Source organism: Fibrobacter sp. UBA7003, assembly GCA_002449765.1.
Lineage (GTDB): Bacteria > Fibrobacterota > Fibrobacteria > Fibrobacterales > Fibrobacteraceae > Fibrobacter.
In genome coordinates, this window is record DJXN01000013.1 from 104,387 (window position 1) to 126,518 (window position 22,132).

At 57.1% G+C, this 22,132-nt stretch carries 15 protein-coding genes; 13 read left to right on the forward strand and 2 right to left on the reverse strand.

Translation table 11 applies throughout. The features are described 5' to 3' along the window. The first annotated feature begins 38 nt into the window (after positions 1 to 38). From B2952_RS10165 to B2952_RS10205, 9 genes are all read left to right on the forward strand, one after another. On the forward strand, positions 39 to 1,571 hold the full coding sequence (locus tag B2952_RS10165) for a M16 family metallopeptidase (RefSeq protein WP_173365858.1): 1,533 nt from the start codon (positions 39 to 41) through the stop codon (positions 1,569 to 1,571). A gap of 3 nt (positions 1,572 to 1,574) precedes the next feature. After that, on the forward strand, positions 1,575 to 2,618 hold the full coding sequence (locus B2952_RS10170; RefSeq protein ID WP_290736583.1) for a hypothetical protein: 1,044 nt from the start codon (positions 1,575 to 1,577) through the stop codon (positions 2,616 to 2,618). Beyond that, positions 2,615 to 3,277, forward strand: coding sequence for a TrmH family RNA methyltransferase (locus tag B2952_RS10175; RefSeq protein ID WP_290724918.1), 663 nt, complete (start codon positions 2,615 to 2,617; stop codon positions 3,275 to 3,277). Before B2952_RS10170 ends, B2952_RS10175 begins: the two co-directional genes overlap by 4 nt. 84 nt (positions 3,278 to 3,361) lie before the next feature. Then, positions 3,362 to 4,270, forward strand: coding sequence for an MlaD family protein (locus B2952_RS10180; protein WP_173365856.1), 909 nt, complete (start codon positions 3,362 to 3,364; stop codon positions 4,268 to 4,270). A 7-nt stretch (positions 4,271 to 4,277) separates the two neighbouring features. Then, on the forward strand, positions 4,278 to 4,550 hold the full coding sequence (locus tag B2952_RS10185; RefSeq protein WP_173381654.1) for an HPr family phosphocarrier protein: 273 nt from the start codon (positions 4,278 to 4,280) through the stop codon (positions 4,548 to 4,550). Continuing rightward, on the forward strand, positions 4,522 to 6,369 hold the full coding sequence (gene ptsP, locus B2952_RS10190; protein ID WP_173381655.1) for a phosphoenolpyruvate--protein phosphotransferase: 1,848 nt from the start codon (positions 4,522 to 4,524) through the stop codon (positions 6,367 to 6,369). Before B2952_RS10185 ends, ptsP begins: the two co-directional genes overlap by 29 nt. Before the next feature lie 14 nt (positions 6,370 to 6,383). Beyond that, complete coding sequence (locus B2952_RS10195; protein ID WP_173381656.1) at positions 6,384 to 8,738, forward strand: lytic transglycosylase domain-containing protein; 2,355 nt, start codon at positions 6,384 to 6,386, stop codon at positions 8,736 to 8,738. Between the two features lie 3 nt (positions 8,739 to 8,741). Next, on the forward strand, positions 8,742 to 9,578 hold the full coding sequence (locus B2952_RS10200; protein WP_173381657.1) for an EamA family transporter: 837 nt from the start codon (positions 8,742 to 8,744) through the stop codon (positions 9,576 to 9,578). Positions 9,579 to 9,665: 87 nt separating this feature from the next. Then, the gene (locus tag B2952_RS10205) at positions 9,666 to 12,494 is read left to right on the forward strand and encodes a CotH kinase family protein (RefSeq protein ID WP_290736579.1); all 2,829 of its coding nucleotides are present in this window, start codon (positions 9,666 to 9,668) and stop codon (positions 12,492 to 12,494) included. A gap of 2 nt (positions 12,495 to 12,496) precedes the next feature. Here the strand turns inward: B2952_RS10205 and B2952_RS10210 are convergent, their stop codons facing one another. Continuing rightward, positions 12,497 to 13,846, reverse strand: coding sequence for an efflux RND transporter periplasmic adaptor subunit (locus B2952_RS10210; protein WP_290736576.1), 1,350 nt, complete (start codon positions 13,844 to 13,846; stop codon positions 12,497 to 12,499). A gap of 129 nt (positions 13,847 to 13,975) precedes the next feature. Here B2952_RS10210 and B2952_RS10215 point away from each other — a divergent pair, with 129 nt between their 5' ends. Continuing rightward, complete coding sequence (locus B2952_RS10215) at positions 13,976 to 14,905, forward strand: cation diffusion facilitator family transporter (protein WP_290736573.1); 930 nt, start codon at positions 13,976 to 13,978, stop codon at positions 14,903 to 14,905. A gap of 50 nt (positions 14,906 to 14,955) precedes the next feature. Further along, a complete protein-coding gene (locus tag B2952_RS10220) occupies positions 14,956 to 16,431 on the forward strand; it encodes a M16 family metallopeptidase (protein WP_290736570.1) in 1,476 nt (491 codons plus the stop codon). A gap of 96 nt (positions 16,432 to 16,527) precedes the next feature. On the opposite strand, the gene B2952_RS10225 is transcribed toward B2952_RS10220, so the two are convergent. Then, positions 16,528 to 17,469 carry an aldolase catalytic domain-containing protein gene (locus tag B2952_RS10225; RefSeq protein ID WP_290724934.1) on the reverse strand — a complete coding sequence of 314 codons (942 nt, stop codon included), beginning with the start codon at positions 17,467 to 17,469 and terminating at the stop codon, positions 16,528 to 16,530. A 368-nt stretch (positions 17,470 to 17,837) separates the two neighbouring features. Here B2952_RS10225 and B2952_RS10230 point away from each other — a divergent pair, with 368 nt between their 5' ends. Both B2952_RS10230 and B2952_RS10235 read left to right on the forward strand, forming a co-directional pair. Then, positions 17,838 to 19,982, forward strand: coding sequence for a glycoside hydrolase family 9 protein (locus B2952_RS10230; protein ID WP_290736567.1), 2,145 nt, complete (start codon positions 17,838 to 17,840; stop codon positions 19,980 to 19,982). A 24-nt stretch (positions 19,983 to 20,006) separates the two neighbouring features. After that, positions 20,007 to 22,109, forward strand: a complete 2,103-nt coding sequence (locus B2952_RS10235; RefSeq protein ID WP_290736564.1) for a hypothetical protein — start codon at positions 20,007 to 20,009, stop codon at positions 22,107 to 22,109. Positions 22,110 to 22,132 lie beyond the last annotated feature (23 nt).

Below are 22,132 nucleotides of genomic sequence, written 5' to 3' on the forward strand. Positions count from 1 at the left end.
CTATTTTAATTCCATATTAAATCTATATTTAGAACGAGATGAAAAAAGAGATGAGACTTTTGACCGTTGCCGCCTTCTCTGCGGTTGTTGCCGCATGTTCCTCGGGCCCGAAGCCCGAGGCCGAGACCCCTGCCGCGGCTCCCGCCGTTGCCGAAACTGCGGCTGTATCCGATATACCCGCTAGCTACAAGGATATCCGGTATCCCGACTACAAGTACGTGGCGCCTTACCCGAAGGATTACCGCGTGGAGCTTGCTCCGGGCATTTCGGGCTATATCGTTCCCGATTCGAGCCTCCCGCTCGTGAACCTCTCCGTGTATTTCGAGAACCCGCAGGTGGTTTCGAATATCAAGGACGAGGCCGCCTCCGAGATGCTGGGCTCGATGTTCCGCCGTGGCGGTAGCACGAACACGTCGGCGCACGCCCTTGACGATTCGCTCGAGTTCATTAGCGCCGGGATTTCTACTTCCGTAGGGACGTGGAAATCGGGATTTTCCATCGATTGCCTTTCGAAGGATTTCCTCACCACGCTGTTTCTTGCAGGGGAGCTGATTGCGACTCCGGGTTTTGACAAGGAACAGCTCGAAATTGTCAAGACGAATTTTGTGACGGCTCACGAGCAGCGCTACGATACTCCGGCGAAGGTGCTTTCCGCATTGAGGACCAAGGTCAACTACGCCCCGAATCCGCGGTTGTGGGATGCTACGCTCGAAGAATACAAGAAGGTGGGTGTCGACGACCTGAAACGTCTTTCTGCAAAGACCTTCATAAATGGCATGCATCTTCCTGATCGAGGACGCGTCGTGTTTGCCCTGTCGGGAGACGTGAACCGCGATTCTGCCCTGACCGTGCTCAAGGGCTTTATCATGGCCTTGTTCATGAAGCAGTCCGGTGACGAGGCCGGTTCCGAGGCGCTCTACAGTGCGCCGCAGCCGCTTGTGTTCCTGAACAGGCCCGGCACCTACGTGGTGGACAAGGATATCACGCAGGCGAACATCTCGATGAACCAGCCCTTCGTGAAACGTCCGCATCCGGATTACTACCCGACGGCCGTCGCGAACTTTATTCTCGGTGGCGGCAGCTTCTCTTCGCGCCTCATGACGCGCGTGCGTAGCGACGAGGGCCTTGCCTACCACATCAGCAGCCGCGCGGGCAACGACTACCGCGATACGGCGATGATTTCGATTAGCCTGCAGACGAAGGTGGAATCCGCCGCGTTCGCGTTGAAACTCGTGTACGAGGAAATAGAGAAACTCGCGAAGGATGGCCCCACGGAAGAGGAACTCGCGATGGCGAAGAAGACGCTCGTCGAGAGCCTGCCCGGGCTGTTCGATTCCCCGTCCTCGATTGCGGAAATATTCGCGGGGGATGAACTGTTGGGCAAGAGCCCGGACCATTACCTTGACTACGTGAAGGAAATCAACGCCGTGACCGCCGAACAGGTGAAGGCGATGATCAAGAAGTATTACGCGAAGGACAAGATGACGATATCTGTAGTGGGTCCGGTCGCAAAGCTCGAGGCCCTGAAGCCCTTTACGGTTGTCCCGATTGACAGTCTCGAATTCAGGTAATCCATGTTCAGGGTTGTTTCGGAATATCTTTCCCGTCTGTCTGTCGCATCGCTGCTAGTGATGTTTGTGGGCGTATGCTCCCATGCTGCGGATTCCGACAACATGCTCGGCGCGGATTCGGTTGTCCGCAACAGCCTCCTCAAGCAACTCGAAAACGAAGACGACCTCCGTTCGCTCTGTTCGGGTCTCAAGAAATGCCTCGATATCGATTACCCGGGGTGCTCCGCCGGGGACAAGCATCCGTGGCCGAGACTGAAGTATGACGACGAATACTGTGGCGTCTACCGCGAAGTCGTGAAGCGCGGATTCGAACCCAGGCCCGGAGTGCCGATGGGGGTGCAGATTTTTGCGCGCCTCGGCCGTAGGTACAGGGCCATCTACGAGAACAAGGGGACGCTTCCGCTCGGGGAAAGCGTCATCAGCTACCTTTTCGACAACATGCCCTTTACGGCGGAACTGATCAATGCCTACCTCGGTTCCAACTACCAGCTCGAATACACGAGTGCGAACCGCCGCTACTTCAACGGGAGCAACGGCAGGAGCCTATCGGGAGAATTCTACTGGGCGCTGCAGGATAGCGCGGGCGCGAGGCTCGGCATGCGGAACCTGTTCTTTGGCTACGGGCATGCCAAGGTCCTGAAGTGGTCGCTGCACGGCACCGCCATTGCGTTCCTCGACATGGACGAAACTCCCCAAAAGGAGATTAAGTATAAACTAACTGCGATTGTCTTCCCCGGGAATTCGGTTCTCAATTCCATCATGCAGATGCAGGTGTTCAAGGCGGTCGTGAACGAAAAGATAGACGACATCGTGAAGGATATCAAGAAGGCGTCTGGCCGCTACTTTGGCGGCGACAAGGAGCCGATGCTCAAGAGCGCCTCGCTCAAGTCGTTCGACAACGTGCAATATGTGCTCGATTTCGAAAACGTGGTGAATGGCGCTCCGTGGAAACTTGGGGATTTTGAAAAGAAACGCAGGGAACGCGAAAAGCAGAAGCGCGATGCGATTCCCTTGAAAGTAGAAGACGTGAGGACACAGCAAAAATGAGTGAAAGCGAAAAGGAAAGCCTGGAATCCCTCCTGGCGCGCGTGACGGACAGGCGCAGGGAACTATTGACGGAAGTCGTGAATCGCCGCACGAGGCATTTCTGCATGGTGTTGGAAGACCTGTTCGACCCGCATAACATTTCGGCGGTTATCCGCACGGCGGAAGTGTTCGGCCTACAGGACGTGCACATCATCGAAGAAGACAACGCCTACAGCGTGAACAAGTCCATATTGAAGGGCAGCTACAAGTGGATGAGCCTCTACCTCTACAAGAAACGCATGCTCTGCATGGAAAAGCTCCGTGCGAAGGGCTACAAGATTGCGGTCGCGAGCACGAACACCACGAATTCCGTGCTCGACCTGGATTTGAGCCAGCCGACGGCGTTCTACCTCGGGAGCGAATTCCACGGGAACCATCCCGATACGCTCGCGCATGCCGATTACGAGTTCAAGCTGCCGCAATACGGCATTACCGAATCGATGAACGTCTCGGTTGCCGGTGGCGTGCTCATGACCTACCTCGACGTGTACATGCAGAAGGAAGGGCGCGAGAAGTTCCTGCTTTCGCCTGCCGACCGCGACGCCCTGCTGCGCGACTGGCTCGACCGTCACGTGAACGGGATCGAGAACAACAGCCCCATCGTGCATGTAGATGCCTGATTCTGCTCGAAAAGTGCGAAAAAAAGCCCGATTTTTGAATCCCGGGCCGGAAACCTTCGTAGAAAAAACTAATTTGAAGCAAGAATGAAAAAGAATTCTGCCCTATATTTTTCTGTTGGCCTCGTTGTTCTCTTGGCCGTTGTGATTCTAGTCTTCGGCATGTTCTTCCTGAACGAGAAGGACCCCCGGGAAACTTTCAATACGTTCTACCTCCGCTTCTCCCAGGTCAGCACCCTGGTGCTCGATGACCCGGTCAAGGTCAATGGCGTCAAGATGGGCAAGGTGGAAGACATCAGCCTCGCCGGTCACCGCGTGGTCGTGCGCATCCGTCTCCGCACCGACGTGAAGATCCCGAAGGATTCCGAAATCCGCGTGCAGAACATCGGTATCATGGGCGAACGCCAAATTGGCATGATCTTGGGTGACGCCGAAAGCTACTGGGCTCCGGGTGACACCATCAACGGGCAGTTCGATGCCGGTATCGCCGAGGCGCTTGGCCTTGCGGGCGAAGTCTGCGACAGCACGAAGGTCCTCCTTGAATCCGTGAAGGAGGCCCTCAACGGCACTATTGCGAACCCCGATTTCCAGGAACGCTTCAGGACCATCCTCGCGAAGGCCGAATCCCTGGAAGACCGCCTGATGACCATGGTCAACACCACCGACCCGCAAATCAAGAAGAGCCTGAACGGCCTTAACGATGTGATGGGGAAGGTCGAGACTCTTGTCGACGGCGTGAAGCCCCCTATGGACAATCTTTTTGCCAATGCGGACAAGGTCGTCGGGAATGCCGACCACCTGGTGTCCGAACTGGAAGGCGTTACCAAGCACCTGGACGAGCTGATTGCGAAGGTTCAGTCCAAGGACAATACGATGGGCATCCTGCTGTCGGACAGGGCCCTGCACGACGACCTCGTCAAGACGATTCATTCCGCCGACAGCCTGTTCCGTGTCATCCTGCATGACGGGCTGGATATCAACGTGGATATTTTCTGAGGAAACAATGATCGAAAAGACTCTAACGGTCACTAACAAGTTGGGCATCCATGCGCGTCCGGCGGGCATGATTGTCGATATTACCGGCCCGGCCAAGAGTGATGTATATATTGTTTTCGAAGGGACGAAGGCGAACGCCAAGAGCATCCTCAACGTGATGATGCTTGCTATTCCGCTGGGCTCCGAAGTCCGGTTCGAAGTCGACGGCGAAGACGAACAGGAAGTCGTGCAAAAGCTGGAACAGTTATTCCATGACAACTTCAACGAAGAACCCAACTGAGACGGGGGTGTCTGGCGGACGCTCTTCCGTAAGGCTTGTCCTGGTTGGCGTGCCTGCGTCTCCCGGCTTTGCCATGGGGCGCGCTTTTCAGGTTATCAGCCGCGAACTGACGGTCGTTGAAGAGACAATTTCGGAATCGAGGGTCCAGACCGAGGAACAGGTTTTCTTGAAGGCCGTCGAACGCACTTCCAAGGAAATCAACCAGATCAAGGAAATATCCGAGACGCGGACGGGCGTCTACGACAGCCTCATCTTTGCGACTCACCTGATGATCCTCCAGGATCCGGGACTCGTGAACGGCGTCCTGGACATGATTCGCAAGGGGCACAAGAATGCACGCTGGGCGGTGCATGTGGTTCTCGGCGACTACATCGACCGGTTCGGAAAGATTGATTCGCCTGCAATGCGCGACAAGGCCGCGGACCTGCGGGACCTGTACAACCGGCTCATGGCGGCTATGGAAAATTCCGAACCGGCCTTGGCGGAAGTATCCAGCGAGAACGGTGCGGTCCTCGTTGCGCACGAGATCATGCCCAGCTTCCTGATGTCGCTCAAGCCGGGCCAGGCGCAGGCGCTCCTGATGGATACCGGTGGCCGAACAAGCCATGTGGCAATCCTTGCGCGCTCGCTGCAGATTCCGGTAGTGTCCGGCCTCCGCGACGTAGCCTCGCGCGTGAAGTCCGGCGATACGGTCATTGTGGACGGTACGGACGGCAGGGTCATCGTCAATCCCAACGACGACGATATCCGCAAGTTCCATGAACGTCAGGAAGTCTACGAACGCCAGCGCAGGGAACTGTTTACCATGCGCAGGCTCGAACCCATGACCCGCGACGGTAAGTACATCACGCTGCATGCGAACATCGAACTTCCGAGCGAAGCCGAGAAGGTCATGGACTACGGTGCGACCGGCATCGGCCTTTACCGTTCGGAGTTCCTGTTCTTCCAGAACAGCGCCCCGAGCGAGGAGGAACAGACGGAAGCCTACAAGCGCATCCTCAATACGATGGCGCCCTGCCCCGTCACGATCCGAACCCTGGATGCCGGAGGCGACAAGCTTGTCGAAGGCCTTTCCGCGGCGAACGAGGCGAACCCGTTCATGGGATGGCGCTCTATCCGCGTGTGCCTCTCGCGCGAAGATATTTTCCGCACGCAGCTCAAGGCCCTGCTCCTTGCAAACGAGAAGGGCAACCTTAGGATTTTGCTCCCGATGATTTCGGGCCTCGACGAATTGCGCAAGGCGAAGGCCTGCATCCGCAGCTGCATCGCGGAACTGGAGGCGAAGGGCCACAAGTGCGCCGCCGTGAAGGTGGGCGTGATGATTGAAGTGCCCGCCGCCGTGATGATGGTGAACCTGCTTGCGAAGGAGGTGGACTTCTTCAGCATCGGGACGAACGACCTCATCCAGTTCACGCTTGCTGTGGACCGCACGAACGAACTCATTACGGACATGTTCCAGCCGCACCATCCGGCCGTACTCAACATGATTTACAATACGATCATGGCGGCCCATCGCGAGGGAATCCCGGTCGCAGTCTGTGGCGAAATGAGTTCTGACCCGCTGAGCGTACTCCTGCTTGTGGGCCTCGGCGTCGACGAACTTTCCATGACGCCCTGGTGCGTGATGGCGACAAAGAAGATTATACGTTCCATCAACTTCGAGGACGTGCACGAGACTGCGCTTTCGGTCCTCCAGATGGACGATGCGGACCGCGTCAACGATTATATGTACAAGAAGTACGCGCAGACCATTACCGACCTCGAGATTTCGAGTTTTGTCGGGCCTGTGGCGAACAAACTGAAAAGTGACAAGGATTGATTTTTTGGAGGTGCATGGTGGATTTGTGTAGGTCGGCTTTCTTCCGCCGTTTTATTCCAGTGCTCGGGCTGATTGTCGCATGTAACGCTTCGGGCGAGAATGGGGACAAGGCCGCTCAGGATTCCGTGGCGGATTCGGCCTCCGTGGCTCCCGCTGCCCCGGCAGTCCCGGTGAATCCCTACGCCGAGCTCGAACAGGTGGAACCGGACAAGTTCCAGAACTTCATCGTGCATGCGGACCTTGCGAAGGCCGCCTTCTCCGACACGACGCTTTCGGCGGATGTCCGCGACTTTGCGAAGGCCGCCTACTACTACTATACCGAAAAGTGGGACAGCGCCTTCGTGGCCTACGAGGCGCTCCGCACCCGCGACCCCAAGCTCGAATCGGCGGTAGTGCTCCGCATGGCGAAATCCCGCTTTATGCAGGGCGACTTTGCGGGCATGCGCGAAGTCCTCAAGCAGGGGGCGAAATTTGAAAAAGATAATTTGTTTGCAAAGACGGCGGCCGACCTCCGCATCGATGCTGCCCTTGACGATTCGACGCTTTCGGAAGCGGCCCGTGCGGATTCCCTGAAGCATTACCTGGACCGTAACACCAAGGGCGAGAAGGTGGCTGCTCTCAGGTTCCGCTATGCGGTGTACCTGGAAAAGATCAAGCAGCAGAAGCAGGCGAAGCGTTACTACATGCAGGTGCTTGCGATGTCGAGCCCGTACAAGGATTCCGCATTCACGGCTATCCAGCGCCTGCGCAAGGTCCGTACGACTCCGGAATCGCTCGCCGAGAAGGTCGCCTATGCGAGGATGGCCTGCGGGAAGGAAGAGGCATCCGCATGCCTCGACTTGCTCGATTCCATCCGGGTGATGGATGAACGCGCGGTCGCGAAACATCCCGAATCCGCCCTGGAACCTTCCGGTGATTCGCTCCAGATGCTGCTTCCGAAGAGCACGCTCGATTTGAATGCCCGCATCGCCCTCTGGGAGAAGCGTGTCGTGGCGCTCAAGGCGCTCAAGCGCGAACAGGAAGCGATTGCGCAGTATGTCTACTTGATCGATTCCGTGGAAGCGCGCCCCGTGTGGATCCAGGCCGCCCTCCGCATGATGCGAAATGCGGCGACGAAGAATACGAAGGAAATCCGCAGGCTCGACGCGATACTCCAGGACGTGAGCCAGTTCAGCAAGGAAAACGCGAACAACCTTTGGGTGCGCGGATTCGAGCATGAACAGCAGGCGCGCTACGATAGCGCCATCGTCTGCTTCAAGAAACTTTCGAACAGCCGCTTCGGCAATAACCAGAAGCGTCAATGGGCCAAGTTCCGCATCGGTCTCATCTATTTCAAGCAAGAAAAATGGAATGAGGCGGAGAAGGCGTTTGTCGATGCCGCGAAGGATCCGTTCCTCTGGAGCGGAAGCGGAAGCCGCATGTTCCTTGCCGATACCTACATGAAGATGGGCAAGGATTCGCTCGCCCGCGAGGCCTACCTCGACTGTATCCGCGATTTCCCGCTCGGATACTACGCGCACAGGAGCCGCATCAAGCTGGTGGAATACAAGCTCATGGAAGCATCCGAAGTCCCTTATGCGCACGGCATCCCCATGTCGCCGGATTCGACGCTCGCCTGGGTGCGCAGCGTCCAGAAAAACGACAAGAAGGACGCGAGCTACTCGCCCGAAAACTACGGACGGATCAAGAACCTGTTCCAGTACGGATTTTCCGAAGAGGCATTCACCCTCTACGAGGAACTGCGCAAGAAGAACGCGAAACGCCTCGACTTCCTTTACGAATTCGGCAAGCTGTTCTACGAGATGGGCGAGACGGCTGCGGGCTACAGGCTTGCCCGCCAGTTCCAGGCGCAAATCGACCGCCGCAAGCTGATGGAGCCTCCTCTCGACGTGCTGCATTACCTGTTCCCGGTGCCCTACAAGGACCAGGTCAAGTTCCATTCCGGCACGCGCATCGACCCGTTCTTTGTCTACAGCGTGATGCGCCAGGAATCGATTTTCAACTTCCAGATTGTCTCCCCGGCGGGTGCGTGCGGCCTGTTGCAGATCATGCCCGCGACCGGCAGGATGCTCGCGAAGCAGGAAGGCCTCGCGAATTTCGATCCGTCCCAGCTCTACAACGCCTACCTGAACATTCGCCTCGGCATTCGCTACCTCGTGGACCTGAAGGCCGAATACAAGGATGACTACATGTACGTGCTCGGCAACTACAATGCGGGCCCCAAGCCGACAAGGCGCTGGCAGGCGGCAGGCGCCGGGCTTCCGTGGGATATCCGTGCCGAGGATATCAGCTACTGGGAAACCCGCGACTACGTGAAGCGCGTCATGGGCAACTATTGGATTTACCAGGAAATCTACGACGAGATCTAGCCGATGCTGTTCCTCCTTCTCACGATAGGCCCTGCGTTCCTTTTTGCGTGCGGGAACATCCTGGAAAAGTCCGGGGTGTCCACGGTCGGCAAGCGGACGGGCGGGACGTCGAAACCCTGGGAGTTTTTCAAGGGTGTCATTACGAATAAGTTCTGGTGGCTCGGGTTTGGCTGTTCCGTGCTTGCGACTGTCGGCTACTACATCGCAATGGCTCGCTACGACCTTTCGCAGGTGCAGCCGATGATGGTCCTGAACCCGGTGCTTACCGCCCTGATGGGTTTCTGCATTCTGAAGGAGGCGCTCACGAAGCGTATCGTCGTCGCCATCTGTTTTGTGGTGGCGGGTCTACTCTATTCGGTCGAGAGCCTCGGCGAATCCACGGCGGTGCAGAATGTCTCCATGCTCTGGATCTACTCTGGAGTGCTCTGTGGCGTGACGCTTGTGCTGCACCTGTTCGTGAAGAACCGCGAAATGGTGGATTCTCTCATCATGGGTGTTGGCTTCGGGCTTTCGGCGGCGTTCTACAAGAGCCTCGCGATGGATTTCGATCTTGACCATATCGAAGTTTCTTCCGTCGCGAACTTGCTGGTCGATTTCCGCACGCTCGGCTACGTGGCGACCTACGGCATCGCGTTCCTCTATTCGCAGATTTCGTTCTCCCGTGGCCGCGCGCTGTTCATCATCCCGTTCAGTGCGGCGGTCGGTGCCGCGGTGCCGACCCTGGCCGGTGCGCTCGTTTTCTCGGAGGCCTTCCCGATTGGGAAAATCGTTTCCACGGTGCTCGTGCTCACGGGGGCTGCGCTCTTCGTTGTCCGCAGACCGCGCAAATCGCATCCCTAGCCTCGCGGTCACGCTTTTTTGTGCAGAATCGCTTGTTTTGCCGCACAGGGCGTTTGCTTTTATGGATTAAGAATATAGATTCAATTCATGGTGTATAGGCGATTTTCCATAACGTTTTTACTTGGAACGCTCGTGGCGTGGATGTTCGCGTCGTGTTCCGACGACGGCGGCTCGCATGGGACTCCGGCTGTTGACGAGGAATCCAGTTCTTCGGCGAATACCGGGGCGACGTTGCCGTTTGTGGACGGCCTGCTGAAGTTTACCGAGATAGATCCTGTCAATGTCGTTTACGAAGATCACGAGGGCGACGATGCGGGCTGGGTGGAACTTTTCAACAGCTCGACGGATACGGTGAATTTGTCCGGAATGTACCTGACGGATTCGCAGGAAGACCCGTTTAAATGGAAATTCGGAAACGTGAAAATGGAACCGAATTCGCTGCTGCTCGTGTTCATGTCGGGAAAGGATTATCCCGATTACGTCTTGCCGCACGATACGCTCAACATGATTGGCCCCGGATGCTGGACATGGACCGATGCGCAGAGCGACCCGCCGGGCTACAGCTTTGCCGACCCGTTGGAAGGCCAGAAGAAGAATTGCTTTTCCGAAGACGGGAAGCGGCGCGTCGGGGCGCGGATGCAACTTGGCGAAAACGAGGAACTGGGCTGGTCCTCGATCGCGATGTTTGTCGGGACGCGCAGTTCGAGTACCGATGACGTGCTCGATATCTCGGTGGCGAATGAACTGTTCTTGCGAGCCTACATCACCAAGGACAGGAAGGTCTCCTTCCGCCTGGCACAGCCCGATGTCGACGACTGGAAGGGTTACGAGTTCATCTTTACCGGCACCGGAGATTCTTCGACAGTTTACCGCGCAAGGCTTCCGGCGGGCTTGACGCTCCCGGATCTCGAAAATATCTATGGCACGCGGATTAGCCCTGAATACAACGAGTCGCAGGAGATGACCATCAAGGTGTTTGATTACTTTGTGCGGAACCGTGGCCACGAACCTCATGCCGGATTCAAGCTATCGAAAAAGGGCGGGAGCCTTTACCTGGTGAATGCGGATACGGCGATTGTGGATTCTGTCGCCTACCCGGAAATGCCCGTGGGGAAAACCTGGAACTACGGCCCTCGCGGAGCGGAAACCCATATAACGGAAAACGGCGACAAGGTGTTTTCCGATTTCGGGTACCAGTGGGGCTACGCGGATCCGTCTCCGTATGGAGATGTTTCCGGAGGAGTGCTGGTTTCTAGATCTCCGTCCGTAGAATCGCTCGCCGAAATTCCGCCATCGGGATTCTATGCGTCTCCTTTCAAAATTGTTTTCCCCGAAGATGCCTCGGTCCGGTGCGAAACGGGAGGCCCGGTCCCCACGGACGAAAGCCCCTTGACGCCTTCGCTACAGATAAACTCCACGGTGACGGTCCGTTGCGCGAGCTTTGTGGATTACAAGCTTCCGGGCGAAACCATGACGCGCACCTACGTATTCGAAAATGCGCCGGCAGTCCCTGCGGTGTTCCTGTCGGCCGACCCGAATTCGCTTTTTGACCCGGATTCGGGAATCTACATGGAGGGAAATTTCGCACAGGAAAAGGAACCGCATTACGGTGCGAATTACTGGCTCGACAAGGAAATTCCCGTGACGGTCGAACTGATGGAGCCGGGAACGAATGCACCTGCCTTCGCGCACAACGCGGGCCTCAAGATTTTCGGCAATTACAGCCGCCAGAACTCCAAGAAGTCGGTCGCCATCACCTTCCGCGAAAAGTATGGCGAAAACCGCCTCAAGTATGCGCTGTTCCCGGAGTATCCGGAACTCGACAAGTTCAAGGTCTTCTTGCTCCGCAACAACGGAAGCAACTTCGGGAACGATTACGTCCGCGACCGCCTCGCAAGTTCCGTAAGCGAAGGTCTCGGCGTCGATTACCAGCGTGGCCGATTTGCCGTCGTCTATTACAATGGCGAGTACTACGGCATCCACAGCATCCGCGAACGCAGTACCGAATACTATTTCGAGACTCATTATGGAATCGACCCGGGCGCTATCGACCTGCTCAAGGCGGACAATGCCGCATCGGCGGGCTCTTCGGTCGATTACACAAGGCTCATGGAATGGCTGGAGGCGAATAGCCTGGACGACGAGGAAAACTATGCGCAGGTGGCCTCGCAGATAGATATCGATAACTACCTCAACTACATGCAAACCGAAATCTATGCGGACAACCGCGACTGGCCGGCAAACAACGTGAAGAAGTGGCGCGGCACCAATCCGCAGACCAAGTGGAAGTGGTTCCTTTACGACCTGGATTTCGGCATGGGCAACGAGTACAGCGAGTACAAGGATCTGAACATTTTCGACTTCGTGACGGCAGAAGATGGTCCCGGCTGGCCCAATGGCCCCGAGCATACGCTGCTGTTGCGCCGCCTGCTCGAAAACGAGGGCTTCAAGGCCGCGTTCATCAACCGCATGTCCGCATTGCTAGCAATGAACTTCGAAAGTTCACGCGTCCGTGCGCGTCTCGACGCAATGATGTCGGAAATCGAACCGGAAATCGCACGCGACCAGAAACGCTGGAAACTGAACGCGTCTAGGATGGAGCGGCAGCTGGGGCTTATCGAGAAGTTTATCGAGGAGCGCCCGGCGAAGCTCGCTTCGGAAATGCAGGCTCATTTTGAATTGGGGGCGGCCGCTGCGGTCGACCTGCGGACGGAAGGGAAGGGACGAATCCTTGTCCATGGCCTGCCGCTCGATTCCCCCGCGCTGACGGTGCAGTTCTTTGAAGGATTCCCGGTAAGGCTCACGGCTCAGCCTGTAGATGGCGGCGTGTTTGCCGGATGGGAAGATGGAGTCGCGGATGCGACGCGCACGATTGTTCCGGGCGAAGTCGCTGCCGTGAAGGCGCTGTTCAAATAACGTTATTTCTTTTTCCGGCCCGGAGGGCTGGGCATGAAGGGGTTCGACGCTTTCGCCTTCTCGGTACTGGCGGCGCCGACGCTTTCCTGGCTTACGACTACGGAATCGCCAATGGAGAGCCCCTTCAGAATCTGGATGTTCACGCCGTCGCTGATGCCGGTCTTGACCCTGCGGGGGGCCGCCTTCCCGTCGATGCTGACCCACACGTGGTCGCCCGCGGGTTTCTTCGCTCCGGCGCGTTTCTTGAACGTCTTGCCCGGAGGCCCGAACTTTCCGGAGCCGCCGGTACCGCTACCCGGCGGGCCGAAACCTCCTGGAGGCGGGAAGTCTCCCTTCGCAAATGCGCTGTCGCCTGCGAGCGAGTCGCGACCCATGCGCGGCGGGCGCGGCATGTCCTTCGGGTCTGCCATCGGGGTCCCGTCTGCGGGAGTAAACTTGAGTGCCTTCACGGGAATCGCGATGGCATCCTTCACCTCTTGCGTCACGATGGTGCAGGTCGCCGTCATGCCGGGCAAGAGCTTCTGTTCCGGGTTCTCCGCGGTAATCACCACCGTGTATGTCACCACGTTGCTCGTGGTCGTCGGGTTCAGGCGCACTTCCTGTACCGCGCCGTTGAACGATTCTCCCTGGAATGCGTCGACGGTGAATGTCGCTTTCTGGCCCTGCTTCACCTGGCCGATATCCGCCTCGTCGATGGCGGCCATCACCTTCATCTGGCTTAGGTCCTTCGCGATGACGAACAGGGTGGGCGTGCTCATGGAGGCGGCCACCGTCTGGCCCACTTCTACCGCGCGCTTCAGGACTACGCCGTCAATCGGGCTCTTGATGGTCGCGTAGCTCAGGTTGAGCCTTGCCTGGTTCACCTCGTTCTTGCTGCGTTCCACGGCGAACTTTGCCGCGTTCATGTTGTATTCGGCGGTTTCCAGTTCCACGGCGCTCGCGGAATTGCTCTCCGAGAGTTTCTTCACGCGGTTGTAGGTTGATTCCTTGTACTTGTAGTCGTTTTCTGCGCTCCGGTAGGCGATTTCTGCCTGCGTGAGCGTCGCCTTGAGCTTCGACTTGTCGAGTTCGGCAATCACCTGGCCTTTCTTGACCTTGGAATTGAAATCCACGTAGATTTTCGCGATGTCGCCCGAGACCTGTGTGCCCACTTCCACCTGGTCGACCGGCTCTAGCGTTCCCGTTGCCGAAATTGTCGTCGAAATCGTAGTCTGCGTGACCTTCGCGCTCACGAGCGGGCCCGCGGCGTCATTTGCCTTCTCCGTAAAGAAGAAGAACTTCACGCCGTAGGCGATGCCCGCAAGTACCGCGAGCACGATGGCGATTTTCAGCAATTTCTTCAAGATTTTCATAGATGCAGCCTAAAAATAGAAAGTATTGCCCTTATTTCGAGTATTTTGATGCCCGGCGGGCCAAAAAGGTTGCATGGGAAGCGAAAAACGCCTTCATTTGCTTATAAAATAAATTTTATATTAGGTCGCATGACGCGCATCAGAAAGAAAGACGACAGCTCCGAGGTCCGCAGCGTAACGCTGGTAGGGCTTGTCTGGAACGTGGTTCTTTCCGTGGGCAAGTTCTTCGCGGGCTATTTTGGCGGGTCGCAGGCGCTTGTTGCCGACGCCATCCACAGTGCATCGGATTTCATTACCGATATCGCGATAATCGTGGGTTCCAAGTTCTGGAACGCGCCCCCCGATGCGGACCACCCGTACGGGCACCGGCGTTTCGAGACGCTCATCTCGGTGGGTATCGGGCTTGCCGTATGCGCGGTGGGTATCGGGCTCGGTTACAATGCCATAATGGCCCTTGTAAACGGCGAGCAGTCGCACCCCGAGTGGATTGCGGCCATCATGGCGGCGGTCTCCATCGTCGTGAAGGAAGCCCTGTTCCGCTACACGCGGGCGAAGGGCCGTGCCATCCGGAGCGAGGCCGTGGAGGCGAACGCGTGGCACCACCGGAGCGATGCGTACAGTTCTATACCGGTTCTGATTGCGGTCCTGTTCGGGATACTTTTCCCGACGCTCTGGTTCGCGGACTCTGTCGGCGCGATTATCGTTTCTTGCTTTATCCTGCATTCCGGCTACGAGATTGCCTGGCCCGGAATTCACCGCGTCGCCGATGTGGGCGCGAGCGAGGAGGTCGCGCAGAAGTTGAAGGAAGTGGCGCTTGCCTGCCCGAACGTCATCAGCATACACGGGTTCCGCACGCGCTACGTGGGTTCTGACCTGCATGTGGATTTGCACGTGGTGGTGCCTGCCGAGATGACCCTCCTTGCGGCGCACGATTTGGCCGAGGATGTGGAACGCAGGCTCATCGACGCGGGCGAGAACGTGGTGGATGCGCTCGTGCACATCGACCCGTACAGCGAAGAACGCGTAAGGCGCGGCGAAATCAAGACGCTTGAGCGCTAGGTCGCGCGTGTGGCGAAACCCTCGGAAAAAGTTTTACTAAATTCATGGCTATGAAAGGTCTTATGCGAAAGGTTTCTGGTATTGCTGCCGGTATTGCGGGTGCGCTCATGCTGTTTGCCCCTGCCCAGGCGGGCGTGAATCTCCCCGTCCACAAGGAAGTTCTCGAAAACGGGCTCACGGTGCTGCTGCACCCGAACAAGCAGGCACCCACGGTGAGCTGCCGCCTCTTTTACGTGACGGGCTCGGTGCACGAGGTTCCGGGAAAGTCCGGCCTTGCGCATATCCTGGAACACGAACTCTTCAAGGGCACCAACAAGGTGGGCGTCACCGACAGCATCGCCGATGCGGCGTTCATGGCGCGCGAGGACAGCCTGCAGGCGCTTATCCGTCCGGCAAAGCTTGCGGGCGATACCGCTACCGTAAAGAAGCTCACTGCCGAACACGATTCACTCTTGAATGAACAGCGCAAGCTCTTTGTGAAGGATGAACTCTGGGGCGCCTACCAGTCCGTGGGCGGCACGGGCCTCAACGCGTTCACGACTGACCTCATGACGGCCTACATCGTGACGCTCCCGAAGGACAAGATCGAACTTTTCATGTGGCTGGAATCCGACCGCATGCAGAACGCGGTGTTGCGCGAATTCTACTCCGAACGCGACGTGGTGCGCGAGGAACGCCGCATGCGTTACGACGACAAGCCCACGGGCCGCTTTTTCGAGACGATGAATTCGCTTATCTACGAGGCGTTCCCCTACCGCGTGCCGACTATCGGCTGGCCGTCCGACATCATGAACTTGACCCGCGAAATGGCCGACGAGCATTACCGCAAGTACTACAAGCCGCGCAACGCGATTCTCGTGCTGGCGGGCGACCTCGATACCGCTTCCACGATGCAGATGGTGAATAAGTATTTCGCCAATATTCCCGCGGGCGAGGCGTTCCCGCCGATTACGGTGCGTGACCCGGAGCAGGTGGGCGAGAAGCGTTTCAAGCAGATTCGCCCCGATGCGCCGAACCTCTATTCGCTCGTGTTCAAGACGGCCGAAGTGGGCGACCCGAGCCTCTATGCGCTCGATATCGCGGAAGGCGTGCTGAACGGGCGTTCCGGCAGGCTCTACAAGCGCCTGGTCGAAGAGGAAAAGCTCGCGGTGAGCGTGAAGGCGGGCAACAGCCCGAACAAGTATGTATCCGAATTCTCCGTGATGGTGAGCCTAAGGCTCGATGCCGATGCGGAGAAGGTCGAGAAGATCGTATGGGAAGAACTTGAAAAGCTCAAGAACGAACCCGTGAGCGAACGCGAATTCCAGAAGGTGAAGAACCATACCTATGCGGGCCTTGTCCGCAGCTTTACCGATATGGAAAATGTCGCGACGATGCTCGCCTGGTACGAGATGTTCGGCGACTACCACATCTTCCTCAACTGGGCCGACGAACTGGAAAAAGTAAACGCAGCCGCCGTTCAGGAGGCTGCGAAGCAGACTTTCGTCCGCGAGAAGTCGGTTGCCGGGTTCCTGCTGAAGAAGTAGGGGCGACGCTCGGCTCCTAGGGGCCTGCTTCGCAGTCCCTAATCCTTCGGCTCACCAATACGAAAGCAGGTTTTCGTGCTGGATTCGCCTTTTGGATTAGTCGTTGACCATCTTTTCGTAGAACTTGCGGTAGTGGTCGCGGTCTTCCGTCTTGCGCACGGCGATGGCGTCTTGCGGATGGCGGTTGAGCATGCCCGTGATCATCTGCGGGATGATGTAGCCCCATTCGTACTTCTGCTGTAGCGGGAGGAACAGTTCCTCGATGGCATCGAGAACCGGACGCAGGTCGTATTTGGGATTCTTGAGGAAGCTGAGCAGAAGCTCGGTGGTGCAGTTGCCCGCGCCGCGTCCCATGCCGGAAACAGAACCGTCGAGGTAGTCCACGTGGTTGATGATGGCCTGGATCGTGTTGGAGAAGGCGAGCTGCTGGTTGTTGTGGCCGTGGAAGCCGAATTTTTTGCCCTTCACGATTCCCTTGTAGCGCGCGAGTTCCTTGTCGATGTCTTCCTGGTAGAATGCGCCGAAGCTGTCGACGAGGTAGAGCACGTCGGCCTTGCATTCTTCCTGCACCTGGTGGAGCGCTTCGTCGAGTTCCGGACCGCGGTCACGGCTTACGGCCATGATGTTGAGGGTCGTCTCGTAACCCATGTCATGGAAGGCGTTCACCATGCTGATACCCTTGTCGATGTTCTTCACGTAGCTTGCCACGCGGAACATCTGGTAGGGGCTTTCGGATGCGGGCTTCACGGCGTCCATGTTCACGCGGCCCACGTCGGCCATCACGGCCATCTTCATCTTGGAATCGATGCCGTCCTTCACTTTCCACAGCAGGTCGTCGTCGCAGAACTTCCACGGGCCGTATTCCTTGGGGTCGAAAAGTTCGGGGGAGTTCTTGTAGCCCATTTCCATGTAGTCGATGCCGGCTGCGGTGAGGAGGGTGTAGAGGCGGCGGACGAATTCCAGGGAGAAGTCGTGCTTGTTGACGAGTCCGCCGTCGCGGATGGTGCAGTCGAGAACTTTGATGCTTTCGTAGTACATGGTTGGGTTCCTTTTTTAATTGCTCCGCAAAGATAGGTTCTGCAAAAGCGCCGGTCAAGGAAAAAAGTATGGCTGAAAAAGAAAATGGCTTATTTAACGCAAAACAAGCGTTGAAAAGCGGTGAAATGGTGAAATTCGACTGCCATGGGCGGTTGCCTTGTTTGAAAACCTAAGCCCTTACGTTATGGAAAGGCTTGCTATTGGCTTGTAATTTGAGAATGTAAGGTCTGAAAAGAAATCGGGACTTACATCCGCTCTGTTATTTAACGCTAAATTTGCGTAGAAAATAAAGCAAAAGGACATGGCGGGGAGCACACCTAATAGTTTCTTTATTGATAAACTAGCCCCGAAAACTTATATTCAATACCATGAAGAGAACAACGTTTATACCCCTTTCCCTCGCGATTGCGGCATCCGCTTTCGCGGACAATACCTTCTACTTTAACGAGGCGGGCTACGACTCCGACCAGCCGATTTCTATCGTGGTCAAGAGCACCGACAACCTCGAAGGGCAAAAGTGGACCCTGTGGTTTGACCCGGATGGCGACATGACCGGCGCCTCCGTGGCGACAGGCACGTTCGGTGCGGGCGTAAATCCGGACAACTGGACGAACAACGGGAAGTTCTACACCATCAAGCTTACGGACAAACCGCTGCAGTCGGGCAGTTTCCATGTGGAAGTGTCTGCGGGTAGCCCGTCGGCTTCGCAGAAGTTCTTCATCGGTGACAAGGCCCTTGCGCAAAAGACTCTTGGCATGGTGATGGATTACTTCTACAACGACCGCGCGAGCCGGCAAGAAATTGTGGCGATGGACCAGAAGATTCCCGTGTACGGGAGCGGCGCCACCCGCGATGTCCACGGCGGCTGGTACGATGCGAGCGGCGACGTGAGCAAGTACCTTTCGCACCTTTCCTATGCGAACTACCTGAACCCGCAGCAGATTCCGCTCACGGTGTGGTCGCTCGCTTTTGCGGCAGAACACATTCCGCAGTTGCTCGGCAGTACGAGCACCAAGGCGAAGACTGCCGACGAGGCGGCGTTCGGTGCGGATTTCCTGGTGCGCATGCTCGACGACCAGGGATTCTTCTACATGACGGTGTTCGACAACTGGGGAAGCCCGATGGGCAAGCGCGAACTCTGTGCGTTCAAGGGTTCCGACGGCATAAAGAGTGCCGATTACCAGACGGCGTTCCGTGAAGGCGGTGGCATGGCGATTGCCGGCCTTGCCCGCGTGGCGCATCTCGAAGGGATGAACATTGCGGCCAAGGGAGACTACACTGCGGCGCAGTACCTGGATGCGGCGAAGAAGGCTTACGAACATTTGACCTCGAAGCAGAGCATGGGCGGCAACTGCGCCTACTGTGACGACGGCAAGGAAAACATCATCGACGACTACACGGCTCTCCTCGCAGCGACGGAACTCTATGTGGCTACAGGCAATAGCCAGTACCAGAAGGATATGCAGGCGCGTGCGGAGCACCTTGTCGGTCGCTTGAGCGATGACGGGTATTTCTGGAGCGACGACGCGAAGACGCGCCCGTTCTGGCATGCGAGCGATGCTGGCCTCCCGCTGATGGCGTTGGTGCGCTACTTGGAAGCGGAAGCCATGGTGGATTACGAACCGTGTCCGCCTGACGTAGAGTGCGTTATTCCTGGGGCAGATATCATGAGAGCCGCGAAGACTGCCATCGAAAAGCACCTGAAATGGCTTGTCACCATTACGAACAAGGTAGAAAACCCGTTCGGTTATGCTCGCCAGACCTACAAGACGAACAATGCCATCAAGGACGGTTTCTTTATTCCGCACGACAATGAGAGTGGTTACTGGTGGCAGGGCGAAGATGCACGAATTGCAAGCCTTGCCGCTGCTGCGGTGTATGCTGCAAATGCTCTCAAGTCGCTTGATGACGGCGTGAACAAATACGCTGCCGACCAGCTCGACTGGATTCTGGGCAAGAACCCTTACGCAACTTGCATGATGTACGGTATCGGCAAGAAGAATCCCAATATTTATGACGGCCAGTCGAATTACGATGCGACGCTCAAGGGCGGTATCGCGAACGGCATTACCGGCAAGAACAACGACGGTTCGGGAATCGCCTGGACCGATGACGGTGTCGCCGCGGTGGGCTTCGATGCGATGAAGGAATCGTGGCAGGTGTGGCGCTGGGACGAACAGTGGCTCCCGCATACCACGTGGTTCATGAATGCGCTTGTCGCCCGTTACGACGAGAACAAACCGTTTATCGCAGTTCCGGAAAAGGTCTCTGTTCCGAAGGTGAATGTCGTTGCCGCAGGGTTTGGCGTGCACCTTTCCGGCCGTATGCTCACGGTGAACGCTGCCGGCGCAAGGAACGGCGTTACGGTGACGGTGCTCGGGCTTGACGGCTCGAAGGTCGCCTCGGGTACTTTGAATGCGGGCCGCGCGACGCTAGACCTCGAATCCGTGAAGAGCGGCGCCTATCTGGTGAAGGTCGACGGCTACGGCGCGAAGAAGGTGCTTGTCCGCTAGCAAATCGGTTATAGGAAGTGCTTGATGCGTGAATTTCGCTTGACTGTCGGGAATGCCTTGCTGTGCGTGCTGTTGCCGGCTGCAGTGCTTGCATCCCCTTTGGATCCTAGCGAGCGTCGCAGTATCATCAACGATGGCGATACGCTAACGCTCCAGGACCTGGGCGACGAACATTACAGCGTCACGCGTACGGAAGACGGCTACCTCGTGGTTGCCGACGAAAAGAATGTCTTCTACTACGCCGACGAAAATGGCGAACCCTCCAAGTTCAAGGCGAGAGACGCGCATAAACGCAAGAGCGCAGAAAGGGCGTTTCTGAACGGGCTCAACCGTGAAAAAACGTTCAGGGAGCATCGCCGCCGGACTCCGGACCGGTTTGCGGACCGTGACATGGAACATCGGGTGGCGCCTGCACCGTGGGTTCCCAAGGTACTCCCGAAATCGCACCATTCGGCAGGGAAACTTCGATTCCCGATAATCCTTGTGGCAGGCGAAGCGAATGGATTGCAAAATCTCGATTCTGCGGGAATGTATGCGCGGTTGAATGTTGCAGGCTATAACGAGGATGACTATTTGGGGTCGGCAAGGGATTACTTTGTCGATCAGTCGTCGGGCGTATTCGAACCGCAATTCGATATCTTCCTGGTGAGCGAAAGCGAACCGTTCAGCGGATACATCGGGAAGGAGGCGGAATTCATGAAGCGCGCCGTCCTTTCGATGCTCGAAAAGTACCCGTCGTTCGATGCCTCGCTCTATGACTACGATAGCGATGGCGAGATAGATGCGTTCGGCGTGATGTATGCGGGTTCCCGCTACAAGCTGGGGACCAAGCACCTGGGTGGCTTCCAGACTACACTCAAAAAATACAGTTCGGTTGTCGAGACGTCGGACGGGAAAAAGTTCAACACGTGCTTTATCATAGACCAAGGTGCAAGCCATGTCGTGCAGCTAATCCATGAATTCAGCCATACGATGGGTCTCAAGGATCATTATTGCGTGAGGATGAGCGGTTGCAGCGCCTACTATGCAGACAGCGTCTACCAGGCTCCGGGAGCACATGCGTGGGACGTGATGGCGACCGGCATGTATAACGGGAGCTACCGTAAGCCGCCCAACTACAGCGCGTTCGAGCGAAATTTCATGGGTTGGCTCGATTACTCGACTCTTGAAGTGAATTCGCAGGTGAAGGCGCTTCCCCCGCTCGGTACGAACAACTTTGCATACTACGTGAACGTAAATGACAAGGAATGGTATGTATTCGAAAACCGCCAGCAGGTCAAGTGGGATGGCGGCCTCCCGAATCACGGGATGCTTGTGTGGCATATCGAATTTAATTCCGGCGCATGGACTCTCGATGCCATGAACGATGTCCCGGAGCACCAGCGCGTGGATATAGTCGAAGCGGGCGATATCCGCGTTTTCAGCCAGACGGGCGGTTACATGAGCCAGGGCGGTGGGGCGCGGCAGAAGGACGATCCGTTCCCCGGAAGCCTGGACGTGACGAAGCTTTCGCCGGTGCTCGCGTGGGACAGTTCCGTGGTGCTTGCCGGTCTCTTCAACATTGTCGAACCTGACACGAACGTGTGTTTCGTTCTCGATTCGACGGTTGCCGTGGAAAACTGCGAATTTATCCGTGTCTCGTCGAGCAGTTTTGCGCTCGAATCGAGCAGTTCGTCGCTTGGGTCGAGTTCCGGCGAGGAAAGCTCCAGCAGCGCGCAATTCGAATCCAGCTCGAGCGTGGAATCCTCCAGCAGCATCCAGTCGAGTTCGTCGCAGGTCGAGTCCAGCAGTTCCGTGATGGAGTCTTCGAGCAGCGCCGAATCGAGCTCGTCATTCGAACCGGAGTCCAGCTTCTCGACGACATTCGCGGGGCGCGACGTTCCGGGAGCGGCTGGCTTCCATATCGCGATGGAAGGTCGCACGCTCGAAATCCGTGTGTCCGAATCCGGAATGAAAATTGTCCGCGTCTTCGACATGCAGGGAAATGCGCTCGCTTCGGCTTCGTTCGCGGGCCAATCGCATCGGCTGGACCTCGGCCGCATCGCTCATGGCTCTCCCCTCGTGGTGCGTCTCGAGTTGGGCGGCCGGCTTGCCGGGTATTTCAGGGTGGCGCCCGCAGTGCGCTAAAAACGGGACCATCCCGCTCGGAA

Coding starts and splice junctions, on each gene's coding strand:
- B2952_RS10195 (WP_173381656.1), top strand. CDS start 6,384: ATGGTGGATTTGTGTAGGTCGGCTTTCTTCCGCCGTTTTATTCCAGTG.
- B2952_RS10175 (WP_290724918.1), top strand. CDS start 2,615: ATGAGTGAAAGCGAAAAGGAAAGCCTGGAATCCCTCCTGGCGCGCGTG.
- ptsP (WP_173381655.1), top strand. CDS start 4,522: ATGACAACTTCAACGAAGAACCCAACTGAGACGGGGGTGTCTGGCGGA.
- B2952_RS10180 (WP_173365856.1), top strand. CDS start 3,362: ATGAAAAAGAATTCTGCCCTATATTTTTCTGTTGGCCTCGTTGTTCTC.
- B2952_RS10235 (WP_290736564.1), top strand. CDS start 20,007: ATGCGTGAATTTCGCTTGACTGTCGGGAATGCCTTGCTGTGCGTGCTG.
- B2952_RS10220 (WP_290736570.1), top strand. CDS start 14,956: ATGAAAGGTCTTATGCGAAAGGTTTCTGGTATTGCTGCCGGTATTGCG.
- B2952_RS10185 (WP_173381654.1), top strand. CDS start 4,278: ATGATCGAAAAGACTCTAACGGTCACTAACAAGTTGGGCATCCATGCG.
- B2952_RS10230 (WP_290736567.1), top strand. CDS start 17,838: ATGAAGAGAACAACGTTTATACCCCTTTCCCTCGCGATTGCGGCATCC.
- B2952_RS10205 (WP_290736579.1), top strand. CDS start 9,666: ATGGTGTATAGGCGATTTTCCATAACGTTTTTACTTGGAACGCTCGTG.
- B2952_RS10200 (WP_173381657.1), top strand. CDS start 8,742: ATGCTGTTCCTCCTTCTCACGATAGGCCCTGCGTTCCTTTTTGCGTGC.
- B2952_RS10165 (WP_173365858.1), top strand. CDS start 39: ATGAAAAAAGAGATGAGACTTTTGACCGTTGCCGCCTTCTCTGCGGTT.
- B2952_RS10215 (WP_290736573.1), top strand. CDS start 13,976: ATGACGCGCATCAGAAAGAAAGACGACAGCTCCGAGGTCCGCAGCGTA.
- B2952_RS10225 (WP_290724934.1), bottom strand. CDS start 17,469: ATGTACTACGAAAGCATCAAAGTTCTCGACTGCACCATCCGCGACGGC.
- B2952_RS10210 (WP_290736576.1), bottom strand. CDS start 13,846: ATGAAAATCTTGAAGAAATTGCTGAAAATCGCCATCGTGCTCGCGGTA.
- B2952_RS10170 (WP_290736583.1), top strand. CDS start 1,575: ATGTTCAGGGTTGTTTCGGAATATCTTTCCCGTCTGTCTGTCGCATCG.